This window comes from Vibrio sp. D54 (assembly GCF_021728075.1).
Lineage (GTDB): Bacteria > Pseudomonadota > Gammaproteobacteria > Enterobacterales > Vibrionaceae > Vibrio > Vibrio alginolyticus.
The window spans coordinates 20024-45095 of record NZ_JAKKCS010000004.1 but is presented as its reverse complement, the minus strand read 5'-3'; the positions used below and the strand labels follow the sequence as shown (position 1 = coordinate 45095).

The window sequence follows — 25072 nt, the reverse complement described above, 5'->3', positions numbered from 1 at the left end:
GTTTAAGTGAAGGTGTTAGATTCCAAGGGCGTAGCCTGGATCGGACAATATCGCTATTATTCGCTGCGTACCGACACTGTTCGGTTCACATACCTCTAAACACTGATTTACGGTTCGAAAATATAGGTAAATGAGTGTCCGAATGCTGGGTGTGGTTCCCCAGCATTTGCATCCTTTCTTTTAGATGTCATCAATTGATCGAAATTGCGTAAATCTTGTATCGCCCGACGTTACGACTGTGTTAATACGCTTTATCTAGCGCGCCAATGATATAAGTTAACTCTGGAATACCCATATCGGCGACCTGCTTCTCAGTCTCACTCATATTTTCATGCGCCATCCGCAGCTCTACTTCACTTATCGATTCTTTGTGAAGGTAAAGCTCTTTGTAGTTCATCAATCGCTGTTGTGACTGTTGAATCAGTGTCACAACATTCTCTTTAGTCTCACGATGTTGCTGATCAATTTCACTAAATAAATGATCTAAAATGCGTTGCATTTTGCGAACAGAAGCTTTCGTTTCTATTGATTTGTATGATTGATACTTTTCCATTGAGTTAATAACTGACTAAAATATTTACGTTTTTATAAGACAGTTATTTTTATACTGATTGCAAAGCAGGTAAATATGTGGTGGTTAAACTGGTCCACTTCTTGCTCCGTTTAGGTCAAAACTGTCCTTTCAGGAGAGCACATGCAGGTAGACCCTATAATTCAAGCACTGATCGCAAGACGAAAATCGAATGGCCTCTCCCGTGAGCAAATGGCAAACATCGCTGGAATGAGCGTAAAAACATATCAAAGGATCGAGCGCGGAGAGTCCGATCTTAAACTCTCACAATATCGTGCCATATTGCGTTCGCTTCATTTGACTGACCTAGATATTGCTTTAGATGTACGTGATGTTCAGCATGTCACAGCAAATGACTTAACGGCCGTGGCGCGATTGCTCTCACCGGAAGCTCAGTCCCTGCTAGTTCGCCTGTTATCGTTAATCCTTGAACAAAAGAACAAGAAAGGTGATTAACGACATTACTCATACCCAAACGATGAATGCCCTGTTGAGCGTTGAAACATGAATCGTTTAGACAAAAATAAAACTCGTCAAATGACGAGTTTTATTCTTTATATCAGTCCGTTACTCTAGGCTTTTCAGTTCCGATGTATCAACGCCTTTTATTGCATCTTTCGCAACTTTATCAGGATCAAAGACATCACGTTCTTCATATGAATTATCAATCATGCCTTGTCCTATCGCGGTCGCCTGCTTTTGTAACTTGTTACCCTCTACCTCACCAGCATCCCAGCCTTGCCGATAATCTGAGTCGGTTTGATACCTTGTTTCGTCCTTAATATAGTGTTCAAAATCATTCCCTGCCTCTTGCATACCACTATGCCGACCGTCATGAAAGCCTTGGATATAAGCTTCATCATAACCGCTCTCTTTTAACGCGCTGTCACTCGTACCACAGCCTGAGAGGAGAACAAAAAATAGCGAAACGAATACCTTATGAAACATATTTAGGCCTCAAAGCTTTCAAATAAATTAATCATAGTTCGCGATTTCAACTTCTGCTTACTTCAGGCTATTAGATAGCATTGTGACTCGACGAAGCCTGTGAACTTGAGTCCCTACAGTGAGTACAAAGCTGGACAAAGCATCACACCTACTGATAAACATTATACTCAACGCGCGTTTAATACTTCCATCGCAAGTGCTTCATCATCTTGCTCAGCCAAACCACTGATACCAATTGCACCGACGATTTTCCCCTCTTGTTCTATGGGCACACCACCCATAAAGCCTGTGATCTTCGGGTCAGTCCAATAACTCAACTGCTTACCCGTCTCACGAGCCCAAGCACCCAGATTGCCGCTAGGCTGACGGTCTCTAGCCGAGGTGTAAGCTTTGTTCTGTGCCAACAAACCTGCTTGCACACTCACATCATCCATTCGGGCAAAACCGAGCAATTCTCCATGTGTATCAACCACGGCAACCGCAATGTTTTGCTTGCGAGCAGTCGCAATTTCCAATGCCGTTTGAATTAGAGTTTGAACTTGTACGTATTTCATTTTTCTCTCCTAAGGGATCTCATGACCAAGGGTTTTCTCGAACAATCCATACCAATGGCTGCGTGATAGCGTGACGTTCTCTACTTGAGCACAAGCGCGAATACGCTGTGGGTTTGCAGTCCCAATAACAGGCTGAATTTGGTTTGGATGACGCGTCAAGAAGGCTAAAACAATCGCCTCTGACGGCACGCCATATTCAGCTGCCAGCGCCATCACCATCTCCGACGTCTGTCTGGTGTTGTGATCATCAGAATGTAAGCCACGCTCTGAGAATCTTCCTTGCGCCATACTGCCCCACGCTTGCAGTTGGATATTATGCTTACGGGCATGTTCCAATGTTCCCGCAACGTAGTCAGATGCCGACGAAGGAAGCCCCATGCCTTGCTTGATAAAGTCAGACTTAGCCAGACTCATTTCCAACTGGTTCGCCACAACAACTTCGCCCGTTGCTTGTTGAAGAAGATCAATTTGAGCACTGTTCATGTTAGAAACACCGAAGTGGTTAACTTTGCCAGCTTGTTTCAGAGCTTTTAGCGCTGTGCCCAGTTCTTCAAATTCAACCAAAGGATCAGGACGATGCAGCATCAAAACATCAAGGTTTTCCACGCCAAGGCGTTCAAGAATGCCCTCAACAGAAGCCGTCACCCATTTGGCAGAGAAGTCATACTGCTTAACACCTTGCTCATCTCCTAGACGGATGCCGCACTTGGATTGCAGATAAATTCGCTCTCGTAACGTTGATTCATTGGCTAAGATGCGCCCAAACACTTCTTCAGCCTTACCGAATTTGTAGATATCCGCATGATCAAAGAGGTTGATGCCAACCTCTAATGCTGCCTCTACAGCGGCATAAGCTTGGTTTTCATCTTGGGCGGTTAATGGGTTGCGATTCCACTCCCCTCCAAGTCCCATACAGCCGAAGACCAAGCGGCTAACGTTAGGTAAGGTTTTGGCGAGCGGTAGTGTTGGATTGTTCATCGTTATTCTCACTTTTCCGATTTCTGCATCTTCAATTTCTTAAGTTAACTCTAACCATCTTACCGTTCGTAAAAATTAGTTTAATACCGTAAAATCGAATTCATTATCTTCGCTACCGAACAATTAAAGCGAACAATAAAGACGAGCAATCAAGATGGCAGATTATAAGAGAATCGAAAAACTGATGCTGTTTGCTGAAGTGGCTCAAACACTCAATTTTTCTAGAGCAGCGGAGCAACTTGGCATTTCTAAAAGTTACCTGTCAGAACAAATCAAGCGATTGGAATCGGAACTCGCAACGCCTTTGATTGTTCGAACTACACGCAGCGTGAGACTAACAGCAGAAGGTGAATCGATCTTTGCACAAGCGGAAGATCTCAAACGCCGCGTAATGGAAATGGAAAAGAGTTTAAGTCAGCAATCTGAGCAAGTAGACGGTCTGATTCGGCTTACTGCTCCCAAGATGTTTGCCGAAGCGGTGCTGCATGATTTGTGTGTGGCGTTTCGCGCTTTACATCCAAACGTAGAGTTCGAGATTCTTTCTAGCTATCAAGCGTTTAATCTGACGGAAACCAGCGTCGACTTTGCGTTTCGAGCGACAAGAACGCCTCCCGAGAATATGATTGCTCATCACCTGCTGGACTACCACCACTGGCTGGTTGCCTCACCTCTATATCTGCAAGAAGAAGGTACGCCAGAGACGTTAGCGGATTTAAAACAGCATCAATGCTTAACCACGTTGCATCAAAAAGAGTGGCCGTTAAAAACGGGAACAGTTCAAACCCAAGGTTGGCTTTCAAGCAATGAAAACCGCTTACTCAAAGAATCAGCCCTGACTGGCAATGGCATTGCTCGGTTAGCAAGTTACTTTGTCGAACAAGACATTGAACATGGTCGTCTAATGCAGGTTTTATCGGAAGAAACCGACCACCAGCACAACGCGGTTTACTTGGTGTACCCACAACTTATCTATCAATCAGCGAAAACCAGAGCCTTCATTGAATTCGTGAAGCAGCACTTTGCTAAATAACTAAGGTAGTTAATCCGCCGACCACACCGAGCGGATATCTGGCCAACCCCAGTTAGTAAGAGCGACGTCTTCTAACACACCTTGGAAGCGCAAAGTTTGTGTATGGTGGAACATGGGTGCAATCCAGTATTCGCTGATCAACGTCGATGCAATTGGCTCCAATGCATTAAGGTAGTCCTCAAGTGGAACGAAAGATCTGACTCTCTGTAGTTGTTCATCTAACCATTGTGCGTTCTTCTCTCCCAAAGTGTGGAATAGCACAGCGTTGCTGAAGAAGTTCGTGAACGCTGAGGCATGACGATTATCATCTAGGTTTATGTTCGTTACGACCATTGTCTCATTTAGCTCACCGTTCTTAGCCTTCTCGTTCAGCTCACGGTAGGAATACATAACAATTTCTACTTTACTGCCAACACTCGCCAAACGATTAGAAATAGCCCGCGCACAGCGACGCAATGCGGTATAGTTATATCCTGCTATCGTAATGTGTTTAGGTAACTTAAGCGGCTCACTGAACGGACGGAGCACTGGCTTCCAACCTGGTAGCAGGTTATAAGCGGGTATACTCCCAAACACAATATTCTCACGACGCATCACTTCGGCCAAGTGCTCAGGTTGAATTAGCTCACTAATATAACGGCGCTGCGCTAAAGAGAGTTTGTGCTTAGCGTGCTGATTAAATAAGGCGAATAAACAACCATCTTCTATTCGGCTACGCTTGCTCGCCGATGAGTTTTCTCGGTTTTGCGTCGACATATAGTGTCCACACAAATCCTCCGCGGGCGACGCATCCCTTTGCAACGTATTTGCTGCCAATGACGGGTTCTCCATCTGCTCGTCATTAACAATCCAGATAGTCACCAAATCCGTTAGAACTCTACATGCATAGTAACCATTAAATGCTTGCAGTTTTAAACGACTTTCATTGTGCTCGACAACAGAGAATGGGCCACTTCCGACCACCAGCTTGTTATTCGCTACGTTAACTTGGCTTACTGGTTGAATGCCGTATTTCACTCCAGAAATAAGTCCAGCAAAGCCTAAGTCAGCTCGATTAAGCTTAAAAACAACTTTCAATGGCGTTGGCGCAGTAATGTTAGCAACATGTGCCAACTCTTTTTCGTAGTACTGTAGTGAACTCAACTTTGCAAACAAGCTAACCACTGTTTCTGCATCAATGGAATTACCATTATGAAAAGTCAGACCTGGACGAAGGTAGAAAGTCCATTCGTAGGTGTCTTCGTCATAACGCCAGTGATGTGCGAGTTCTGGTTGCACTTTCCCATTGTGATCACTCGAAACTAAGCAACAATAGATTTGCCTTAATAAGAAACGTTCGCTGCTACGCTGAAGTTGATGTGGAACGACGCGCTCAAACATTCGCTTATAGGTTAATTGAATATTGAGCTGTCCTTCTTGCACAGAAGCACCAGACGTTGTTTTTAACAAACGGCCAAATGCCACTTCGTCTTCATCTAATATCGCCAGCGCTTTTTCATACTTGCCTAACTTGATACGTTCAAGAGCCAAGCTCTCTTTTAAAACGTCTAACTCCATATTCAGAATGAGAGTCGATCGTTGGTTCCGCCCAGCTTTCGGATGCCAGCTCAACCACGCCTTCTGCTGCATTTGCGTTAGCAGGCTACGAGCATGCCGAGAAGAAGTGAACATGATGTCGGCAATGTCCTGTAACGTGGTTTTTGTTTCATCACCAACGCTAAACGAGAGTAATCGTTGGTAATAGCGAAACAAATTGAGATCAGACACTGAATCAACCTTAGAGCTGTGAAGTTTGTGGATAGGAATAGTTTACTTAAGTTGGCGGTAATAAAATAAGAAAACTTCCTAATTATCTGTTCCCCTTTTCCACAATTAACCTCTAAATTCGGCTTTAAAGCCCCATATATTTACGTTATTAGGAAAAAAGCCAACAAAAGCACTCTCTTTTTTATATCCCCTTTTATACACATAATTTACTCGTCAGCTAAAGGAGGAAAAAATGAAGAAGCCAATGATGGCGTACTTTTTTCAGCAACGCCTAGCTCAATCGAGTAATAAAATAGAAGTGATGACTCTGGTTTATCTTAACGATATGTTCCAGTGGTCATAGCCTAACCTCAAGCAGAACTTAGCTCCTGATACTACACCCCCACTTCGTTGTATCTTAAGTTCTGCTTTTTCATCTTTTGCACTCTACTACCTTATTGCAGGTTACTAAAAGTTAACTAGTTGAAACACAGCAAAACAGAGTCTACATTGAAGTCTCATCCCCCAATCGCTTTGTTGAGAAAGGGGCATCCATGGATATACACCACCAATTCGGGAGTCAATATGGCAACTTCAGTGAAACTTAAAGCGGGCGACAGCTTCCCTGATCTTCAAGCCACTTTGCTAGATGGTTCAAGCGTAACGTTGGGTCAGCCGCAAGGTGATGCGACTTGGCAAGCAGTATTCGTTTATCGTGGTAAACACTGCCCTCTTTGTACTAAGCACCTCAACGAGCTTGAGAGTTACAAACAGGCTTTCGCTGATGCTGGCGTCGATATTCTTGCCGTTTCTGGCGACTCAAAAGCACAGCTAGAGGGGCATCTAGAGAAACTCGAAATCAGCTTCTCTATCGCTTACGGCCTGACCGAAGAACAAATGAAAACGCTAGGCTTGTATGTATCTATTCCTCGATCTGAACAGGAAACCGATCATAATTTCGCAGAACCAGGTCTGTTTGTGGTGAATGAACACGGCGACTTACACGTGGTGGATATTTCAAACAACCCGTTTGTTCGCCCTGAGCTTGGCGCACTATCACGCGGATTGGCATGGATTCGCGATCCAAACAATAACTACCCTATCCGTGGCACATTGGATTACTAATATCTTCTACACCCAAGTAAACTTTCTATCCTTAAATAAGCTAGGATTCTTGCCTTAGTGAGAATAACTTGGAATACATATCAGATCCGTGAGATCTGATATGTATCAACAAGTTGGAAATAGAGTCCTTGTTCATTATACAACGCCTTGATGAAAAACAAGATCAGTGAAGCCCAGGCTCCCCTCAAACAACGTTAGTTATTTACTTCTAAGTCACTTTCACGATAAATACATGAAATTAAGACTAAAAACTTAGACTTAACGGATATATAAATCATAACGGTACCTACACAAGTAGTTGGCTAGCGATTATAATCCTATTGCAACTCACAATTGTGCAAATCTAATAATTCATACCATAAATGAAAACATAGATACCGTAAGAGACAAAATAAAAGCAAACGATTAAATTATCAATAAAACACCGTTCAATTAAAATAAAAAACACTTCACTTTATAAAAATGTAATTAATCGTTATTTGCAATCACACATCTTAATTGAGAAATACAGTATGAATAAAATCTCTTTGCTTTATATGGCCGTTTGTATCGGATTAGTTGGATGCGGTTCAGGAGGAAGCGACAACGATCCAGCAAAAGATATACATCCCACCATTTCAAATCCGGAACAAGTCAACGCAATGACGGTGGACAAAGGTCATTTCTATTGTTCTGTAAACCAACAAAAACTGGAACACGGAGGGACATCTGCAACTATGTCCTACCTGATTGAAAAGAAAAGAAATTCTACGGTTGTCGACGATTATGAATGTACCGAATACGGTTTAAAGAAAGGTGAGTCAATTATCGTCACTAAAAGTGCAATTGAAAACTTTTCATACTCAAAACATTATAAAAGCACGAAGAAGAATGACATTAATAGGTTTAAAATCATCTACCCTACAGGGCTTACGACTCCGATTAATAAAGATTATGAAAAAATTACGATCACGTATAATACGGAGAGACCTGACGTTAACATTAAGATAATTCAATATTTTGACGAAAAGTCTAAATTATATACCATCAAAAAATATGAAAGCCACGTTAACGACAACTCACCAATAGGTTTAGTTGAGAAAGAGGAATTCGATAAATATTCCGATTTTGAAAAGAAACTGGAATTAAATAGTGCTTTTTTAAATTCAACTGAAGTGAGTGATTTATTCTACAACTTATTAAGTATGATAAAATAATAACTAAAAATCAAAAACTTAAAAAGTACGATTATGCTCAAGTAGCTTCGATATGCCTGACTCGAAAGAGTACGTTGTTTTACGAAACAAATTACGATTTGAATGAAGCACATCTAAGTTACTTGGGTATAAACGGCGATGTATTGTTAATCAGCTTTCAAAAGAGAGTGACGTTTGCGATTAACTACTTTGGTCTTAACGAAGCTCAATTTGATGCTTTTCAGACCAAATTCGCAAATCATCAAGAATCTTAAGTGCGGTACGGCCGAACTCTGTTAGTTCATAGCTGACTGCAATTGGGCGGTCGCTGATCACTTTACGCACCACCATACCTTCCGCTTCTAGCTCTTTAAGACGTTGGTCGATCATCTTTTTACTTGCACCGCCTAGCATGCGTGCTAAGTCATTGAAACGAACTGGGCCGTCTTTCAAATGATAAATCAGAGAACCTTTCCATTTACCACCAATTAAACGCATCCCTTTCTCGATAGCACATGGCTCCGCACATACGTTCGCCACTGACTTACGACCTTTGCTATCTACACTGATTCTGCTTTCCACAATACACCTCAAGATACGCACCTAATCTAGGTAACGAAAAGTAAGCTAGATACATTTAGTGCTTTAGAGTAATAAAAACGTCACCTCGCCGCAAACAAATAAAAATGGACCGCATGTAGCAGTCCATCTCAATTCATCATTCAGTTCGCACTATCTTTCTAAAAGGATTAGAAGTTTTCGTTAATGTGAGCTTCGAAACGAACAAAATCGTTTTCGATATCTGCGTTCTTCATCACATCATAACAAGCGAATGTAGGTAATGCTGACATACCAAAGAAGCGGAAGTTAGCGTGCATGTGGAACATCAAATCATCCACGCCTTTACCTTGGAATAGGTATTCGCTCTCATCATCAAACGATTCTTCTGGCGCGTTGAATGTCAGTGAAAGCATGTATTTGCTGTTGGTTTGAGTACCGCCTGTACCATAGTTTTTCTTTGGTTCTTCTGCGCTACGGCCATCAAATGCACACAGTGCGCCGCCCATACCCGCAGTAAACACGTCGTCCATGTATTTTTTGAATGACCAAGGCACAGACATCCAGTTGATTGGGCTTTGGATGATCACGCGATCAGCCCATTCAAAGTGTGCGAGTTGCTCATCTACGTTGATCTCATCTTGCATTGTCACAACGCGAACTTCATGGCCTTTTGCTTGCAGAAGCGTCTGTGCTTTGTCGACAAGAGAAGCATTTAGACGACCTTCTGAATATGGTGATGGTTCGTGTGCATTGATGATCAGTACGTTGCTCATGGGATTACCTTTAAATAAGTTCACAAGATGACGCAGTAACCATTGTGCGTCGGATGTGGTTTATTATGGTAACCTAGAAATATAGTGCAATTAGTTAACTTTTAGTAACCTACTTAATTTTTAATTATATCACTGTTTTTAAAAGATATATTTTTTCAACTTTTTATCCATCGTTATTTCACGATTGATTTTTTCATCGATTTGTTGCATCTTCCACAGAGCAGGCGTACACTTTATCGCAATTCGACGATTAACTATTAAGGCCAGCGAATGAGTGATAAGTGCAAGGACACGTGCGAAGTTGTTTTTCAGACAACGCAACAACAGCTCGAGAAAGAACAAACTCTAGCAGCGCAAGCAAAAGCTTTGTCGCATCCGGCACGTTTGCGCATTCTGCATATCCTGCACACGCTCGATACCATGGGCGGTTGTTTGAACAGTGATCTGGTTTCTGAGCTAGGTCTTGCGCAATCTACTGTTTCCGAGCACTTACGTATTCTCAAGCAAGCTGGCTTTATCAGCGCCGAGCCTAACCCACCTAAGGTGTGTTACCGCATTCAACGCGACGCGTTTGATCAGTTCAATCTAGGATTTTCCAAGTTATTTGATTAATTCCCTTTGCACGCTGGTCAGGCGTGCAGAGATAAACTATACCTTCAAGCATCGCCTTTCGACGATAAACGAATAAGAGAACACTATGACTACTCAAGTTTTAAATAGTGCCAGCGACAAAATGAGCTTCTTGGACCGTTACCTAACGGTGTGGATTTTTGTCGCAATGGCAATCGGTGTAAGTATTGGCGCAGCGTTCCCTCAAGTTGCTGAGTGGAACGAATCAATGTCAGTCGGCAGCACGAACGTACCGCTCGCGATTGGTTTGATTTTGATGATGTACCCGCCACTCGCAAAGGTGAACTACAACCTGCTAGGCACAGTGACGAAAGACAAAAAAGCGATCACGCTGTCTTTGGTCATGAACTGGATTGTCGGCCCTATTTTGATGTTCATCCTTGCATTGACTTTCCTAGGTGATCATCCGGGTTATATGGTTGGTATCATTCTGATCGGTCTTGCTCGTTGTATTGCGATGGTATTGGTATGGAACGATATCGGTGGCGGTAACAAAGAATACGGCGCAGCCCTAGTTGCACTAAACAGCGCTTTCCAAATCGTGACTTACAGTGTGATGGCATGGTTATTCATCACTGTGTTGCCACCAGTCTTTGGTTACGAAGGTTTCGTGGTTGATATCTCGATGATGGACATCGCGGAAAGCGTTCTGATTTACCTTGGTATCCCATTCCTAGCGGGCTTCCTAAGCCGTAAATGGCTGGTCGCTGCGAAAGGTGAACAATGGTACAACGACGTGTTCATCCCACGCATTTCACCAATTACGCTTATCGCCCTACTTGCGACCATCGTACTGATGTTCAGCTTAAAAGGTGAGATGATTCTTGAACTGCCAATGGATGTATTCCGTGTAGCAATTCCACTGGCTATCTACTTTGTGTTGATGTTCTTTGTCAGCTTCTTCGTTGGTAAGAAAATGGGCATCGACTACGACAAAAATGCGTCGATTGCCTTCACAGCAACAGGCAACAACTTTGAATTGGCTATTGCGGTTTCTATCGCGGTGTTTGGACTAAACTCAGACCAAGCTTTTGCTGGTGTCATTGGCCCGCTGATCGAAGTGCCTGTGTTGATTGCTTTGGTGAATGTAGCATTGCGAATGAAAGCCAAATATTATGGCTAACCTAAAAAGCACAAAAAAATACGAAAGCGGTAAAACATTAACTCACTACCGTTTTAATATACTCGCTGGGCGTTAGGCCGAACTTACTTTTAAAGCGTTGGCTAAAACGCCCCTCTGACTGATAACCACACAACTGTGCGAGCATAGCAACGTTATACGAGCCATTTTGCATCAAGTAAAGTGCGTGATTTAAGCGCACTTCTGCCAATACTTCACGATACTGGGTACCTTCTTGTTTCAATTTGCGTATCAATGTTGCTCGGCTCATAGCAAAATGCCCCGCGACCATGTCTAATGGATGCTCCTCCCCTGGAGAGCGCGATAAGTAACGACTAAGTTTCTGACTAAAAGAGATATGTGAACTCGAGAACAATCGATGTAATAACCCTCTCTCAGCTAGCTGCTGATATAGGCCCATAATCCAATAGCGTTGTGTCGCTTCACTTAAGCTTTCCCGCTCAAACGAAAACAAAGCATTTAACGTCGCTTGCAATGCTTTATCTGTCTCAACAACGGGTAAATAGTTTCCTAATGCGTTGCTCATGCTTAGCTCCAACATTTCATCGCTAGGCACACAGTGAAAACTGAACATTCGAGAAAGAAATCGCCCTTGTAGAGGAAGATTTTCAAAATTTAGGGATGCATTTGCTTCACAAAGCATGATATTTGGATGATGGATGTCGAGTACTCCATCTTTCCAGAAAAGATGTTTACTCCCCTTAACAATCTGAATAAGGCTTGGGGAGTGAATCCTGACATTACGAAGCTTCTGCTGCTGCTCCGCACGAAACAGCGTAACCTGATATTGGTGACCCATTCTCTCCCCTTATATTCAATTATCGCGTGTAAGTCGTGGTTAATGTCGCTTTACCCAAAGCAACACTATTCAAAGTAAACCCTACAATGGCTGGTGGCGTGTTTTCATCCAAATTCAGTTCTTCACTTGGCAATGCCCACACCGTAAACTGGTAACGATGCATCCCATCATTCTTTGGAGGACACGCGCCGCCGAACCCCGTTGTGCCGTAGTCAATACGAGATTCTTTGCCTCCTAACTTGTTCATATCAATGCCTCGAGGCAGCTCGCTAACGGTGGATGGAATATTAAACGCTATCCAATGCCAAAAACCACTGCCTGTTGGTGCATCGGGGTCATACACGGTGATCGCAAAACTTTTTGTGCCCTTTGGAGCTTCTTTCCACATCAATTGTGGTGATTGATTCCCGCCATCACATCCCCAACCAGAGTATTCAAATGTCTTCTCCATCGGGTGGCCTTCTTGAATATCTCTACTCACGAGTTCAAATGCATGGGTAGAACCGACCGCAAAAACACTCAATACCAAAACTGATTTGTAGATCGCTTTCATGTTTTTCTTCCTTTCAATGAATTCAACACTAGTCTAAGTACCCAGCAGTCCGAATCCTTGTCAGTAAGTATCAAAAAACACAAAATAATCTATAATTTTGACACTTTAAGATTCTAACACAAATTTCTTACTCTCTTAATTGCACTTGGTTTATGCTAATTAATCGCTCACGGAACAAGGAAGGAAAATGGAATTGGATATCTACGTGGTGGACGCCTTCACCGATACGCAATTCAAAGGCAACTCTGCAGCGGTCGTACCGTTAGAGGAATGGCTAGCCCCAGAGCTTATGCAAAATATCGCGGCAGAAAACAACTTGTCGGAAACGGCCTTTCTAAAATCCATTGGCGCAAACCGATATGAGATTCGTTGGTTCTCTCCGATTACTGAAATCGATTTCTGTGGACACGCAACACTGGCCTCTTCGTTAGTGCTGTTTGATGAGTTTGGCATTAATGGCACGATTGAATTTCATACTCTGGAAGTAGGAACCCTCACCGTAGAGAAGAATGCGCAAGGTAAGATTGAAATGACGTTCCCTGCTCGTCCTCCAAAAGCCGTTTCTGATATTCCCTCGGCATTGATTGAAGGCCTAAGTTGCGATGTGGAACGCGTACTGCTTAGCCCTCAAGCGTATTTCGTGGTGGTCGGCAACCAGCAGGAGGTACTTGAGGTTCAATACCGTTCAGAGCACCTCAAGACACTCGCTCCTTACGATGTGGTCGTTACCGCAAAAGGCGATCAACAAGACTTTGTATCTCGTTACTTTTGGCCTGCAAATGGTGGTGACGAAGACCCCGTAACTGGCTCGATTCACGCTGGGTTAGCACCGTTCTGGGCAGAAGCGTTAGGCAAAACATCACTGGTCGCTTACCAAGCTTCTCAGCGCGGAGGCATTTTGCACTGTGAAGTTACTGGCGAACAAGTAAGAGTATCTGGCGACGGCGTGCTCTACATGAAAGGCAAGATCTTTGTGTAGACCTTTAGCCTGTTTTTAGCATTAGCCCAGTAGAACAAAGCCCGGCGTTATTGAACTATATAACGCTGGGCTTGAGGATAACGCTGGGCTTGATGGTTTGACTGGAGTGATGTCGAACTACTGGAACTTCTCACCCGCAGCAGCAACGAATGCCATTTCTACCAACAGTTCAGGATTCGCCAATTCAACTTTGACACAAGCACGGCTTGGTGCGCAACCCTCAGGGAACCACGCATCCCACACTTCGTTAAGCGCATCGAAGTTAGCAAAATCCGTCACGTAAATCGTCACAGATAAGATGCGCGATTTATCGCTATCAACACTGGCTAGCATTTGCTCGGCTTGGTCGAAAATCTGTTCTACTTGTCCTTTCATATCCGCAGTGGTGTCAGCTTCCGCCACTTCAACAAAGTTGGCGATGCCATTGAATACCGTTACATCTGACCAACGTTTGCATGGATTAATACGATGAATTGTCATGTTATTTCTCTTAATTACGGCTTCTCAACCAAACACACAGGCGCACCGATGTCGCACGAATATCCGGTTGGAGTGATAGCGCCAGTCTCCGGATTCCTATGGAAGCTAGCGACATTATGTGAATGTTGATTAGCAACGAGCATCCACTGCCCGTCACGGGATAACACAAAATCTCTTGGGAACGCGCCACCACAATCGGACGCCGCAATTTGAACCGGAGTATTGCTCGTTACATCAAATGTACTGATCAGATTTTGCGCGCGGCATGAGACATAGACAAAGCGCTCATCCGCAGAGAGGCGAATCGCAGACGCCGCTTCTTTGCTCTCTTCATCGGCTAGCAGTTTAACTTGCTGAGTCAGGTTCCATTGTCCGTTTTGCTTGCGAAGTACCACCAGCGTTTCAGACAATTCGCAAACAACGTACGCGACAGATTCATCACGATTGAAGACCAAATGACGAGGCCCAGAGCCAGCAGACATAGCGATGCTTTGAGAAAGTGAAAACTTAACTGTCTCACCATTATTGTCGTAGTCATAGAAGTGAACGCTGTCTGTACCTAAATCGACCACAGCCAATTGAGCGGAATACTCTAGAAAAGTGACTTGATGGGCATGAGGGGAAGTTTGACGGTCAATATTCGGTCCATTACCTTCTACATACAATTCTGCAATGGATTTCAATGGCTTACCATGCTCATCAAGTTGGTAAACACTTACATTGCCGGAACCGTAGTTTGCAACAGCAATTAGCGGCTCTTTAATGTCGATATGGCAAGGGTAGTCACCTTCAATTGGCAATCCATAGCTGTCTGTTTTTTCGCCAAATATCAGATCTGCACCTGCCAAGCGATCGACTTCATTAAAGGTATATAAACCCTCTCCTTTGAGCGCAAGGTAAGAAGGGTTATGAATCGTTTTTACTGCGTCTGGAACAAGTTCATTGATGAGCGTTAATGCGCCAGTAGCAGTATCGAGAGAAACACACGCAATGCCCTGACTTTGGCTTGGTGAATCGGTATAGGTGCCTACATAAAAATGTAAGTGACCATTTACTATCATGAGAAACCTTTAGGAGATAAAAGAGTGCTTAACCGATAAGATGCCGCCTGCGTTACCAGGCGGCAATCCCTTTTAGTTATCAATCGGTTAAAGTGTGAAGCAACTGCTCGGTTGGTACTACGATGGCGACAATCGTTTCATCAAAAATAATCGCATTTTCATTGATGATGCGTTGATACGCTTCAGCGTCAGATTGGCTAATGTCACTGCCCTGCTTGGCGAGCTCAATCAAGGTTAAACCTAAATCGGCAACTTTGATTGCGGCTTCTGCAACTGGCACCGTTTCTACCGACGCCACGTTGGCCGCGAAAATAGGTTTGGCTTGCTGCGCCGCTAACTTAACGCTTTGATAATGCATCGCTAACGCATCCAACGCGGTTTTATCACCTAGAGCATAAGCTGCGACCAAATCTTTCATCTCGTACACTGCTAGGCTTTCTACTGGCAATGCATCCGCAAAGCGGTTTAGTCGCTCATACTGATTGTACAAATCGCCTTCGTTTGGCGTAGAGATCCACTTCTCCCAATGACGAGCGTAGTATTGAGCTGGTTCGATGTACTTAGCTAACGTTTGTAGCGGCGTTTCGTCCGCACCATTGGCAAGACGTTTTAGCATCATATTGGCATCGGCGTGATGGCGCAGACCAAGCGAGATCTCAGACCATGTATCCATCACCTTCATGCGCTTGTACATGCTGCGCTCATCGGTCAGGTCTTGGCTCGACCATAGACGCTCAGCAATCGCGTAACTTCGTGGCCATAAGCGTTGCTCGATGGTCATTGAATCGAGGTTCTCACCCCAGATAGTGATTTCTCCGCCTAAAATTAACTGCTGTTCTTTTTCGGTCAGTTCAGCTGGATAGCCACCGTTCGGCTCAGGAATGACACTCCCCTGCATGTCACTGCTCGCGACCAATTCTCCAGTCGCAGGCCAACGAACATTGCCAATCAATTGGTAACTGGTGTCTTTCAACTTGCCATCCGCAAAGTCATAGTTGAATTCGGTGTAAGACATAAAGTTATCGAAATGCCCTTTAAACTTCACACCCGGCACGTACTCGATGATGAACACCTCTTCACGAGACTTACCGTTGTAATCGGTAAACGCACGGTAGCTGCCGTCTGTCGCTTCAATAATGGTTAGATTACCTGTACGTGGACCACCTTTGTTGCGTGGTTTCACCCAATCATAAGTCGCGAATTTCTCACCTTGATGAAGTTGGTCATCAACCGTGATTCCTTTCGGCATTGGATCATTGCGGTAGTGGTAACTGGTTGGTTGTGGCTGGTCTAGGTAATAGCCTGTTGAGAGAATGCCTTGATAGCCCTCTTTTGCTGCTCGACCTATACTGTCGTGCCCTTGCCAACTTTGAATCACAATCGAGGTTGGAAGGTCTTTGTGCCAGATTTCATCCCAGCCAGTCATCTTCTTGCCGCGCTGTTCCAGCATCTGTTCAACCTTGGTGTTCAGATACGATTGCAGACCGCGCTCACCATCCAGATTGTTGTCTTTGATGAATTGCTGAATCTTCGGGTTGTCTTTCCACTGTTGGTAATTTGGTTCATCCCCGCCGATATGGAAGTACTCATCTGGGAAGAGCTCAACCACTTCGTCAAACACACTCGCCAGCATCTTATAGAGTTCGGGATTGGTCGGGTCCATTAACGGCTCAAACACACCCCAGCCACGTTGATGCGGATAAGATTGCTCACCCATACCAGACATTAATTCAGGGTAAGCGTGCGCTACTGCCGAAGCATGCCCCGGCAAAGAGATTTCAGGGATAACTCGAATGCCAAGGTTACGCGCGTAATTCACCACATAGCGGATTTCATCTTTGGTGTAGTAATCACCATCTGCGGTGTCTTGCCACAGTTTTTGGTAATTATCGAGCTGGATACGAATCGCTTGGTCATCCCAAATATGCCAATGGAAGACGTTCATTTTTGCTGATGCCATCGCATCGAGTTGACGAAGAATCACATCAAGTTCGATAAAGTGACGGGAAGTATCGTAAGAAACGCCACGCCAAGGAAAACGTGGCTCATCTTGAATCGACACCGCAGGCACAAAGTAGCCAGTCGCGTCCGTAGTCACTAACTGCAAGAAGGTTTCTAAACCATGGAAAGCACCGTAAGGGCGTTCGGAGCGAATGATGATCTGACCATTACGCGATTCAAGTTGGTACGATTCATCGCTGTTAATGTCTTGCACCTCTGACTTGGGCGCATTACGAATATCAATCACCAGAGTCGCATCTTTTTCCGACTCGGCATGCCAGTTCAACATTGGTAAGCCGGTTTGACGATATAGACGATCCATGGTGCGCTTAGCGTTGAACTGCACGCGCGGGGAATCGTAGCCTTTGATGTAAATGCTGAAGGATTTATCCAGTGTGATTTTACCCTGCCCCAACTCTACATTTTGTGGGTAAGGCATTAGGTTAAGATCGGTGTTGGGAGTCATCGCCATCGCTGCCGTTGGAATTGAAATTAAGCCTGAAATGAGTAGTGCTAATGTACCTTTGTTCATCCGCGCCATCCTATTGTTACTAGGGTCTGTTGATCTTTCGCGGTTAAATTTTGTTCGAGATAAAATCGTTTTAGGCGCGGCAAGGAGTGTGCCGCCTAGTCATTCTAAGCAAATACTCCTTAACAAAGCATAAAACGATTTTAGCCGAACCCTTTGGGCAGCGTTTGTTGGTCATTTCTACTGCGTTATCGACTTCTCATGTAGGCTAGCTACATAGTAAAGTCTCTGCCTTGTATAAATATCCAACAATTCGCTGCAAAAATCAGCTCGGAAGTTCAACAGACCCTATAATTATTCAACCCAAGTCACGCTATTTAATGGGGTCTGGTGACTTGGGTAAAAGAGCTCTGTTTGAGTTACGCAACCAGCTCTACTGCTTCACGAACCAGCTTGCCAATTTCTTCCCACTGCTCGTTTTCAATTAAGCTCGGTGCCACCATCCAAGTACCACCGCAACAAACCACACGGTCGATAGCCAGATAATCATTGACGTTGCTTTTACCGATACCGCCTGTCGGCATCAGACTCACATCAACGTATGGAGCCAACAGCGACTTCACCATCGCGATACCACCGCTCGCTTCTGCCGGGAAGAATTTGAGGAAGTTCAAACCCAGCTCAAGTGCTTGTTCAACCTGACTTGGGTTATTAACGCCCGGTACGATTGGCATATTGATCTCTTGGCAGCGACGCACGGTATTTGGGTTCAACCCTGGCGCGACAATAAACTCTGCACCCGCGTCTTTCGCTTGGGTAATTTGCTCTGGCGTCAGTACCGTGCCAGCACCGATACACATTTTCGGGTAAGCATCGCGCATGGCTTTAATCGCATCGGCAGCGGCTTCTGTTCGAAACGTCACTTCTGCGACTGGTAAACCGTTTTCTACTAACACTTTTGCCAGTGGAATCGCGTGCTCAACCTTATTGATTTGAATAACAGGAATAACTTTGAATTGCTGAAGTTGCTGAATCATTGCTTGGGACATAATACGTTCTCGGAAATTATCGAATTAGATGAGTCATGGCGTCGTTTGGAATGATCGCGCCAGGATATTGAATAACGGTTGCTGCTAGTGCGTGACCGAGTTGGGCAGACTGCTCACAGCTTTGCCCGGTCAATCGACCTGCAAGGTAACCAGCAGCAAATGAATCGCCGGCGGCACAAGTGTCGATCACTTTGATGACCTTCTCGGCGGCTACGTAAGCGGTTTGCTTGTCATCACCATGCGACCAAACCAATTTGCAAGGCTCACAGCCACGTTTAATCACAATTTCTTGGCAACCAAAGCGAAGGCAGCGCTGCTCGGCACTTTCCTCTTCACCCCATACCAAGACATCATCGTCTTCCGTGATAAGCGCAATGTCGACCAATGGCAGAATTTGGCTGTACCAATGTTTCGCCTCTTGTGCAGACCAAAGTTGAGGACGGAAGTTGTTATCAAAGATAACCTTGCCTCCACCTTGTGAGAACTGGCTTAACGCCTTTTTAAGCCTAACTTTGCTATCGTCATTGAGAATCGCGATGCTGATGCCACTTAGGTAGAGGTAATCCAGCTCTCGGTTCGCAATCGCAGCTTCTAATTTGTTGAGCGAAGAGGTAGAGAAGTAGCTTTTGACGGCTGCGCTATCACGCCAGTAAAGAAAGCTGCGTTCGCCTTCTTGGTCGGTCTGCACCATGTACAAACCCGGTAGTTGAGCTGGGAAGATCTCGGCAAGGTCAGTCGCAATGCCTTCTTGTTGCCAGTTTTCCAGAAGCTCTTGAGAAAGTACGTCTTCTCCAAGACCGGTCGCGTATGACACTTGGACAGGCTGCTGAGCTGTCAAGCGAGAGAGGTAAAGTGCGGTATTGAGCGTGTCGCCACCAAAGCCTTTGCGAATTGGGTCGCCGCTCAGTTCAATCATGCATTCGCCAAAGAAAGCAATTTTAGTCTGGGATGAATCGGTCATCGTTCACCTACTTTGGATAAATTTAGAATGGTGGCTCGGGGGAGCCACCAGTTTGTCAGGAGCTTATGAGCGAGTTTCTGTTCGAGCCGGAAACTCTCTGCTGTTAAGCGTTTTGATTTGCCGCCGTTGCGCGGTTTTGTAGAGAAGCGTCTTCTTCTAGAACGCCTTTGTCAGACAGTTCCATTTCCATCAGAGCACGCTCATCATCTAGGATTGCTCGTGCCATTTCTGGTGACACTTGGTTAGCTGGAGTCACTAGGCTCACTGCCACGCCCGCTGTTAGGGCAAACAAACAAGATGGAATGACTGGGTTGCCCCAGAAAGCGGTTAGGTCTGGGCTCATCATTACAGCAAATGAAGCGATAGACGCACCTGCCAATGTTGCCAATGCACCTTGCCAGTTGTAACGCTTCCAGAAGCGACCCAACATACCGCACACGAACATGCCAGACATAACTGTCGAGATCATCTTAGTGATGTAGCCGATGATGTCGTTCGAAGTTAGCGCGAACAGCAATGCACAACCGATCACTACAACCAAAGCCAAGCGAGAGTAATTCAACATCGATTCTTTGTTTGGCACGCGACCGGTGAACATGACGTAAACATCACGCAGTAGGATAGAAACGCCCGCAATCGCATCCGAACTCGCACTCGACATGGTTGCTGATAGACCAGCAATCAGAACGATAAGACCAACACCTACTGGCAATACCGTTGCCGCGATGTATGGGAAAGCAAAGTTCGCGTTGTTCAGTTCAGGGTCAATCGCATGCGCCGCCATACCGATGACTGCTGGGATGATGGAGAAGAACAAGTACAGCACACCAGAAGCCACGAACGAACGGCGGATGGTTGATACATCTTTGCCTGAGTAGATGCGTTGGCGGAATGAAGGCGTTGCAAGTACACCCACACCAATCACAACAGCAAGAGAAACCGCTGGGATTAAACCAAGCTTATCAATCGCAAGGAAGCTAACCGCTTCTGGGTCCATGGCAGAGTAGAGGTTATCCAAGCCGCCAATGTGCTGCACTGACAGTACCGCCATTAGAATGAAGCCAACGAATAAGATGATAGCTTGAATGGTGTCCGTCCAAACCACCGCAGTGTAGCCGCCAATAACCACATAAATGGTAAACGCTGCTGCGATGATCATCTTCGCGGTGCTCAGCTCAATATCGGCAATCCACGCTAGGTACATACCACCACCAAGGATGTGGGCACCCAACCAGCCGATAGAAGCGATAAAGATAAGCAGACCAACCACGTTCTTCACGATGCGGTTTGCACCTACGTAGTATGCGAGCTCTTCACTCATGGTCATAAAGTTGAGTTTACGAACTGGCGCAAACCACAGCGCCAATAACAAGATACCAATTGCGCCGCCAATGCCATAAAGCGTACCAGCCCAACCGTTTGAGTAACCAAAGCCCACCGCGCCCATACTAGAACCCGTGCCAACCATGGTTGCTACCGTGGTACCTAATACGAGGAACAGAGGTAAGCCTCGACCACCGAGTAGAAAGTCTTCACCTGATTTTTGATTGCGAGAAACAAACCATCCCAACCAAATTAAAAATAAGACATACGCACCGAAGCCGGTAAGAAAAAGTGTACTGTTCATTGAACACCTCTCATATCAAAATCCATCTTTCAGATTGATATAATTCCAGCAGCAAGTATTAGATTTTATTCCAGAAATTATCTAATTTTATTTTTATAGCTTTAGCTAAATATATTAGGCACTACTGCTTTATGAAATTATATTTATGTAGGGAGTGAGAGTGCCAAAAAGATAATAACAGGAAAGTAATTATATTTGGCACTCAATACCCAAGTGACTTCAAGATGCTAGATTCAGAGCGTCGTCACTGATTCAAGTTCAAGGAAAACAACGAAGCGGAATAGCAAGCTATTTCCAAGTTGTTTGACGATGAAATTGCTTCAGTGACACGCTCCCGAAGGGCGAGTTGCCTTGGTTCGCATGCTTCGTTAACAATTTTCGATTTAGAACCACTAGATCTTCAAATTGTTGCCTCGCCTTCAAACCAAGTCATTCTCGCTGAACCAAGCATCTCGAGGTTACTTGGGTATCATTTAATTAGGTAAAGTGTGATTTCTATCGGCGATCTTCGCGGTAGCAAGTCACATCGACTTCAACTTTCACGTCCACCACGAGGTCACACACCATGCAAATACGTGCAGGTGGGTGATCACCAAAGAACTCTCTGAACACTTTATTGAACGATTGGAAGTAACGCGAATCCGTTAGTACCACTTTTACGTGTACCACGTCAGCTAGCGTGTAGCCTGCTTCTTCCATGATGTCGACACAGTTTTGAATCGCTAGGCGAGACTGGTCAACGATACCGCCTTCTACCACTTCGCCGTCAGTCATTGGTGTTTGACCCGATACGTATAAGAAGCCGCCCGCTTCTGTTGCTCGTGCAAATGGTAAATGTTGGCCGCCTGTACCTACGCCGCCTTCTACACCATAACGTTTAATTGACATAATATTCTCCAGTGATAATGCTTAATCTATAAAATTAATTTATTTAATAAGTTATTGATGGGTATTATTTCGATAAATAAATACGCCATTTCTATTTTCGGTGACTTTATCTTTTAAATAAGATAGTTCTCCATTTACAAATACAGATTCAATACCTTTCGCGACGGAAATTGGATTTTCGAACGTTGCAGTATCTTTAATTGTATTTGGGTTAAATAAAACCAAGTCTGCGTAAGCGCCTGTTTTTATTTCCCCACGATCTTTCAATTGGTAGCGTGTTGCTGACATCCCAGTCATCTTGTGAATCGCTTCTGCCAATGGGAAAAGCTGCTCTTCACGACAGTAATGCCCCAAGACTTTCGGGAATGTGCCCCACAAACGTGGATGTGGATGCGGGTCATTTGGTAATCCATCCGAGCCCACCATGGTCAACTTATACTTAAGGACACGTTTGACGTCGTTTTCATCCATGCAGTGATAAACCGCGCCCGCAGGTTGCAACGCTTTTGCTGTTTCCATAAGAGGCAGTTGCATCTGGTCAGCAATGTCTTTCAGCATCTTGCCAGCGTGTTCGGGCTTGCTTTCAGACCAGGTGATGAAGATGTCGATTTCATCCGTCACCTGTTTTAAATCCAGCGTTGAAGAACTGGCGGAATATGGGTAGCAATCGCAAGACACATCTTGATGCTCAGAAACCTTATCCATCAAATCCAGCACTTCTACCGTGCGTCCCCAGTTGCCTGCACCTGCACATTTCAGATGAGAAATCACCACTGGCACTTTGGCGTACTGCCCAGTTTCAAAGGCTTCTTCCATTGCACTGATGATTTCTTCAAACTCGGTGCGCATGTGTGTGGTGTAGATACCACCGTGATGACCGAGAATTTCCGTTAGGCGCATGACTTCATCCGCGTTTGCTTGCTTGGCACTCGCATAAGCAAGACCCGAGCTCAAACCCAATGCGCCCTCTTCCATCGCTTGTGCCAGTGTTTGGCGCATTTGCTCGATTTCTTCATCGGTTGCCGTGCGTAGTAAGTCGTCCATCACGTTGTTACGTAAAGTTGTGTGACCGACCAACGCTGCAACGTTGACCGCAGGGTTCGCCGCTTGCACTGCCTTCGCATACTCCGCAAAAGTTGGGTATTTGAAGTCTTCCTGCTTGCCCAATAGATTCATTGGGTCTGGCGGAGTATCACTGAGTACCGCAGGGCTCGCGCTAATTCCGCAATTGCCTACGATTACCGTCGTCACGCCTTGGCTAATCTTTGGCAAGCAGTCAGGGTAACGAATCACATTGGTGTCATCGTGCGTGTGCACATCAATAAATCCCGGAGCCAACGCAAGACCCTGACCGTTGATAACCTTCTTTGCAGAAAGCTCGTCTAGCTGCCCTACTTGCTCAATACGATCTTGACGAATCGCAACATCAGCAATGAATGGTGCTGCACCCGTACCGTCAAATACCTCTACGCTTTTGATAATGGTATCGAACAACATACTTCACTCTCTTCGTCCGTCGTTAACATGATTCCATCTTAATAATTCTTGAAATTTAAACAGTGAAGAAACACACAAAAAATTCAGATTTGTTTGATACTTTCTAACATATTATTTATGGTGGTTAGCAACAAACAATTAATATCAATCACTTAGACCATGTTAGAAGTAGGTACGCCATGAAAGACAATCGCCAAAAGTGTGATAAAAACTATCATAATGAGTGTGTTACCACGCCAGGTTACGGAGAGAAAGCTCAACCTGTTGCGTGTAATTCCGATGGGTTACACAGTTTGATCCATGAAGAGATCACCTTGCCCGCTGCGGTGATCAAATCTTCTTCATTGAAGAACAACCTCGATTGGATGCAGCGTTTTGCCAATCAGCACAAAGTGAAGTTGTCACCGCACGGTAAAACCACTATGACTCCCGCTTTCTTTCAGCAGCAATTAGAAAACGGCGCTTGGGGCATTACCGTCGCTACGCCGGCTCAAGCAGAGATTGCGGTGCTAGGCGGAGCGAAAAACATCATCATGGCGAACCAACTAGTCGGGCGCGCGAACATGACCATCATCGCCAACTTGATTGAAAACCACGGGGTCAACTTCTATTGCTGCGTGGACTCAAGCCGAAACGTCAAAGCCCTAGAGCGTGCCTTCGCTGAACATCAACTGCCGCTTAATGTACTGATTGAGTTTGGTGTCGAAGGCGGTCGCTGTGGATGCCGAAATCAACAAGATGTGGTTGAGCTCGCCACTCTCATCCACCAGCAACCTCACCTTACACTCAAAGGTATCGAGGTTTACGAAGGTGTGATTCATGGTGACAATGCTGAGCAGGACATCCGTGACTTCCTCAACACCACATTAGAAATCGCAGCCCAACTACAAAACGACAAGTTGATTGAGTCTAAACCTCTTGTTACTGGCGCAGGCTCTGCTTGGTATGACGTGGTTTCTGAATGCTTCGCCAACCTAGAAGATTTTGACGCCATCATTCGCCCAGGTTGCTACGCGATTCATGACACAGGCATTTACCTAGACGCACAAAACAAAGTCATGCAGCGCGCTGAAAACAACCAAGGTGCGGCGTGTGATTTAGGTGGTGACTTGGAATCAGCACTAGAGCTTTGGGCTTATGTGATTTCTCGCCCCGAGCTAACCAAGCTAGTTGCCGGCTTTGGCAAACGTGACGTGGCGTTTGATGCTGGATTACCAATCCCCGAGCGTGCTTACCGCGATGGGGAGCCAATCTCTATTGAAAGTGCGGTAACGACCGCGGTGATGGATCAGCATGCGTTCATCGAAGTAGACGCAAACAGCGACCTCCAAGTGGGTGATATGATTGCCTTCTCAACCTCTCATCCATGTTTAACGTTTGATAAGTGGCGTGCCGTGGCGGTTTGTGATGATGAGTATCAAGTCACTCATTGGGTGAAAACCCGTTTCTGATGATGAGCTTAGTGAGGCTTTTCGT

At 45.0% G+C, this 25072-nt stretch carries 25 protein-coding genes; 8 read left to right on the top strand and 17 right to left on the bottom strand.

The window, feature by feature from the left end; all coding sequences use genetic code 11:
• Window positions 1-241: 241 nt before the first annotated feature.
• Window positions 242-553 (bottom strand): hypothetical protein, encoded by a 312-nt coding sequence (locus L3V37_RS06760; RefSeq protein ID WP_237306044.1) that lies wholly within the window; start codon window positions 551-553, stop codon window positions 242-244.
• A gap of 141 nt (window positions 554-694) precedes the next feature.
• On the opposite strand from L3V37_RS06760, the gene L3V37_RS06755 reads away from it, so the two are divergent.
• Window positions 695-1027: a helix-turn-helix transcriptional regulator gene (locus L3V37_RS06755; protein ID WP_005375470.1), complete on the top strand. Its 333-nt coding sequence runs from the start codon at window positions 695-697 to the stop codon at window positions 1025-1027.
• Window positions 1028-1138: 111 nt separating this feature from the next.
• Here L3V37_RS06755 and L3V37_RS06750 read toward each other — a convergent pair whose 3' ends face one another.
• The 3 genes from L3V37_RS06750 to L3V37_RS06740 form a co-directional block, all read right to left on the bottom strand.
• Window positions 1139-1519 (bottom strand): hypothetical protein, encoded by a 381-nt coding sequence (locus L3V37_RS06750; RefSeq protein ID WP_005375467.1) that lies wholly within the window; start codon window positions 1517-1519, stop codon window positions 1139-1141.
• A gap of 167 nt (window positions 1520-1686) precedes the next feature.
• Entirely contained in the window at window positions 1687-2073 is a 387-nt protein-coding gene (locus L3V37_RS06745) for a heme-binding protein (protein WP_042521512.1), read from the bottom strand.
• Window positions 2074-2082: 9 nt separating this feature from the next.
• The gene (locus L3V37_RS06740) at window positions 2083-3051 is read right to left on the bottom strand and encodes an aldo/keto reductase family oxidoreductase (protein ID WP_237306043.1); all 969 of its coding nucleotides are present in this window, start codon (window positions 3049-3051) and stop codon (window positions 2083-2085) included.
• Between the two features lie 154 nt (window positions 3052-3205).
• Here L3V37_RS06740 and L3V37_RS06735 point away from each other — a divergent pair, with 154 nt between their 5' ends.
• The gene (locus L3V37_RS06735; RefSeq protein ID WP_237306042.1) at window positions 3206-4081 is read left to right on the top strand and encodes a LysR family transcriptional regulator; all 876 of its coding nucleotides are present in this window, start codon (window positions 3206-3208) and stop codon (window positions 4079-4081) included.
• A gap of 9 nt (window positions 4082-4090) precedes the next feature.
• Here L3V37_RS06735 and L3V37_RS06730 read toward each other — a convergent pair whose 3' ends face one another.
• Window positions 4091-5848: an SgrR family transcriptional regulator gene (locus L3V37_RS06730; protein WP_237306041.1), complete on the bottom strand. Its 1758-nt coding sequence runs from the start codon at window positions 5846-5848 to the stop codon at window positions 4091-4093.
• Window positions 5849-6412: 564 nt separating this feature from the next.
• Here L3V37_RS06730 and L3V37_RS06725 point away from each other — a divergent pair.
• On the top strand, window positions 6413-6952 hold the full coding sequence (locus L3V37_RS06725) for a redoxin domain-containing protein (RefSeq protein WP_237306040.1): 540 nt from the start codon (window positions 6413-6415) through the stop codon (window positions 6950-6952).
• A gap of 512 nt (window positions 6953-7464) precedes the next feature.
• On the top strand, window positions 7465-8148 hold the full coding sequence (locus L3V37_RS06720; protein ID WP_017821619.1) for a hypothetical protein: 684 nt from the start codon (window positions 7465-7467) through the stop codon (window positions 8146-8148).
• A 195-nt stretch (window positions 8149-8343) separates the two neighbouring features.
• On the opposite strand, the gene L3V37_RS06715 is transcribed toward L3V37_RS06720, so the two are convergent.
• Both L3V37_RS06715 and L3V37_RS06710 read right to left on the bottom strand, forming a co-directional pair.
• Entirely contained in the window at window positions 8344-8709 is a 366-nt protein-coding gene (locus L3V37_RS06715) for a helix-turn-helix domain-containing protein (protein ID WP_005375456.1), read from the bottom strand.
• 167 nt (window positions 8710-8876) lie between these two features.
• Entirely contained in the window at window positions 8877-9461 is a 585-nt protein-coding gene (locus L3V37_RS06710) for an NAD(P)H-dependent oxidoreductase (RefSeq protein WP_017635228.1), read from the bottom strand.
• 270 nt (window positions 9462-9731) lie between these two features.
• Here L3V37_RS06710 and L3V37_RS06705 point away from each other — a divergent pair, with 270 nt between their 5' ends.
• Window positions 9732-10073 (top strand): helix-turn-helix transcriptional regulator, encoded by a 342-nt coding sequence (locus L3V37_RS06705; RefSeq protein WP_005375451.1) that lies wholly within the window; start codon window positions 9732-9734, stop codon window positions 10071-10073.
• Window positions 10074-10158: 85 nt separating this feature from the next.
• Entirely contained in the window at window positions 10159-11214 is a 1056-nt protein-coding gene (arsB, locus tag L3V37_RS06700; protein ID WP_237306039.1) for an ACR3 family arsenite efflux transporter, read from the top strand.
• A gap of 37 nt (window positions 11215-11251) precedes the next feature.
• On the opposite strand, the gene L3V37_RS06695 is transcribed toward arsB, so the two are convergent.
• Both L3V37_RS06695 and L3V37_RS06690 read right to left on the bottom strand, forming a co-directional pair.
• Window positions 11252-12031, bottom strand: a complete 780-nt coding sequence (locus tag L3V37_RS06695; protein ID WP_237306038.1) for a helix-turn-helix domain-containing protein — start codon at window positions 12029-12031, stop codon at window positions 11252-11254.
• 19 nt (window positions 12032-12050) lie between these two features.
• Window positions 12051-12584 carry a YbhB/YbcL family Raf kinase inhibitor-like protein gene (locus L3V37_RS06690; RefSeq protein ID WP_237306037.1) on the bottom strand — a complete coding sequence of 178 codons (534 nt, stop codon included), beginning with the start codon at window positions 12582-12584 and terminating at the stop codon, window positions 12051-12053.
• 187 nt (window positions 12585-12771) lie between these two features.
• Here L3V37_RS06690 and L3V37_RS06685 point away from each other — a divergent pair, with 187 nt between their 5' ends.
• Entirely contained in the window at window positions 12772-13563 is a 792-nt protein-coding gene (locus L3V37_RS06685; RefSeq protein ID WP_237306036.1) for a PhzF family phenazine biosynthesis protein, read from the top strand.
• A 117-nt stretch (window positions 13564-13680) separates the two neighbouring features.
• On the opposite strand, the gene L3V37_RS06680 is transcribed toward L3V37_RS06685, so the two are convergent.
• The 8 genes from L3V37_RS06680 to L3V37_RS06645 all read right to left on the bottom strand — a co-directional run bounded on the left by L3V37_RS06680 (window position 13681) and on the right by L3V37_RS06645 (window position 23596).
• Window positions 13681-14043 carry a RidA family protein gene (locus L3V37_RS06680; protein ID WP_158159397.1) on the bottom strand — a complete coding sequence of 121 codons (363 nt, stop codon included), beginning with the start codon at window positions 14041-14043 and terminating at the stop codon, window positions 13681-13683.
• 14 nt (window positions 14044-14057) lie between these two features.
• Window positions 14058-15104: a lactonase family protein gene (locus L3V37_RS06675; RefSeq protein ID WP_237306035.1), complete on the bottom strand. Its 1047-nt coding sequence runs from the start codon at window positions 15102-15104 to the stop codon at window positions 14058-14060.
• Window positions 15105-15183: 79 nt separating this feature from the next.
• Window positions 15184-17637 (bottom strand): beta-N-acetylhexosaminidase, encoded by a 2454-nt coding sequence (locus L3V37_RS06670; RefSeq protein ID WP_237306034.1) that lies wholly within the window; start codon window positions 17635-17637, stop codon window positions 15184-15186.
• A 356-nt stretch (window positions 17638-17993) separates the two neighbouring features.
• Window positions 17994-18623 (bottom strand): bifunctional 4-hydroxy-2-oxoglutarate aldolase/2-dehydro-3-deoxy-phosphogluconate aldolase, encoded by a 630-nt coding sequence (locus tag L3V37_RS06665; protein WP_237306033.1) that lies wholly within the window; start codon window positions 18621-18623, stop codon window positions 17994-17996.
• Between the two features lie 16 nt (window positions 18624-18639).
• Window positions 18640-19584, bottom strand: a complete 945-nt coding sequence (locus L3V37_RS06660; RefSeq protein WP_237306032.1) for a sugar kinase — start codon at window positions 19582-19584, stop codon at window positions 18640-18642.
• Window positions 19585-19687: 103 nt separating this feature from the next.
• Window positions 19688-21211 carry a sodium:solute symporter family protein gene (locus L3V37_RS06655; protein WP_237306031.1) on the bottom strand — a complete coding sequence of 508 codons (1524 nt, stop codon included), beginning with the start codon at window positions 21209-21211 and terminating at the stop codon, window positions 19688-19690.
• Between the two features lie 495 nt (window positions 21212-21706).
• Window positions 21707-22099 (bottom strand): RidA family protein, encoded by a 393-nt coding sequence (locus tag L3V37_RS06650; RefSeq protein ID WP_005425100.1) that lies wholly within the window; start codon window positions 22097-22099, stop codon window positions 21707-21709.
• Between the two features lie 51 nt (window positions 22100-22150).
• Entirely contained in the window at window positions 22151-23596 is a 1446-nt protein-coding gene (locus L3V37_RS06645) for an amidohydrolase family protein (RefSeq protein ID WP_237306030.1), read from the bottom strand.
• A 179-nt stretch (window positions 23597-23775) separates the two neighbouring features.
• On the opposite strand from L3V37_RS06645, the gene L3V37_RS06640 reads away from it, so the two are divergent.
• Window positions 23776-25047: an amino acid deaminase gene (locus tag L3V37_RS06640; protein ID WP_237306029.1), complete on the top strand. Its 1272-nt coding sequence runs from the start codon at window positions 23776-23778 to the stop codon at window positions 25045-25047.
• The last annotated feature ends 25 nt before the right edge of the window (window positions 25048-25072 follow it).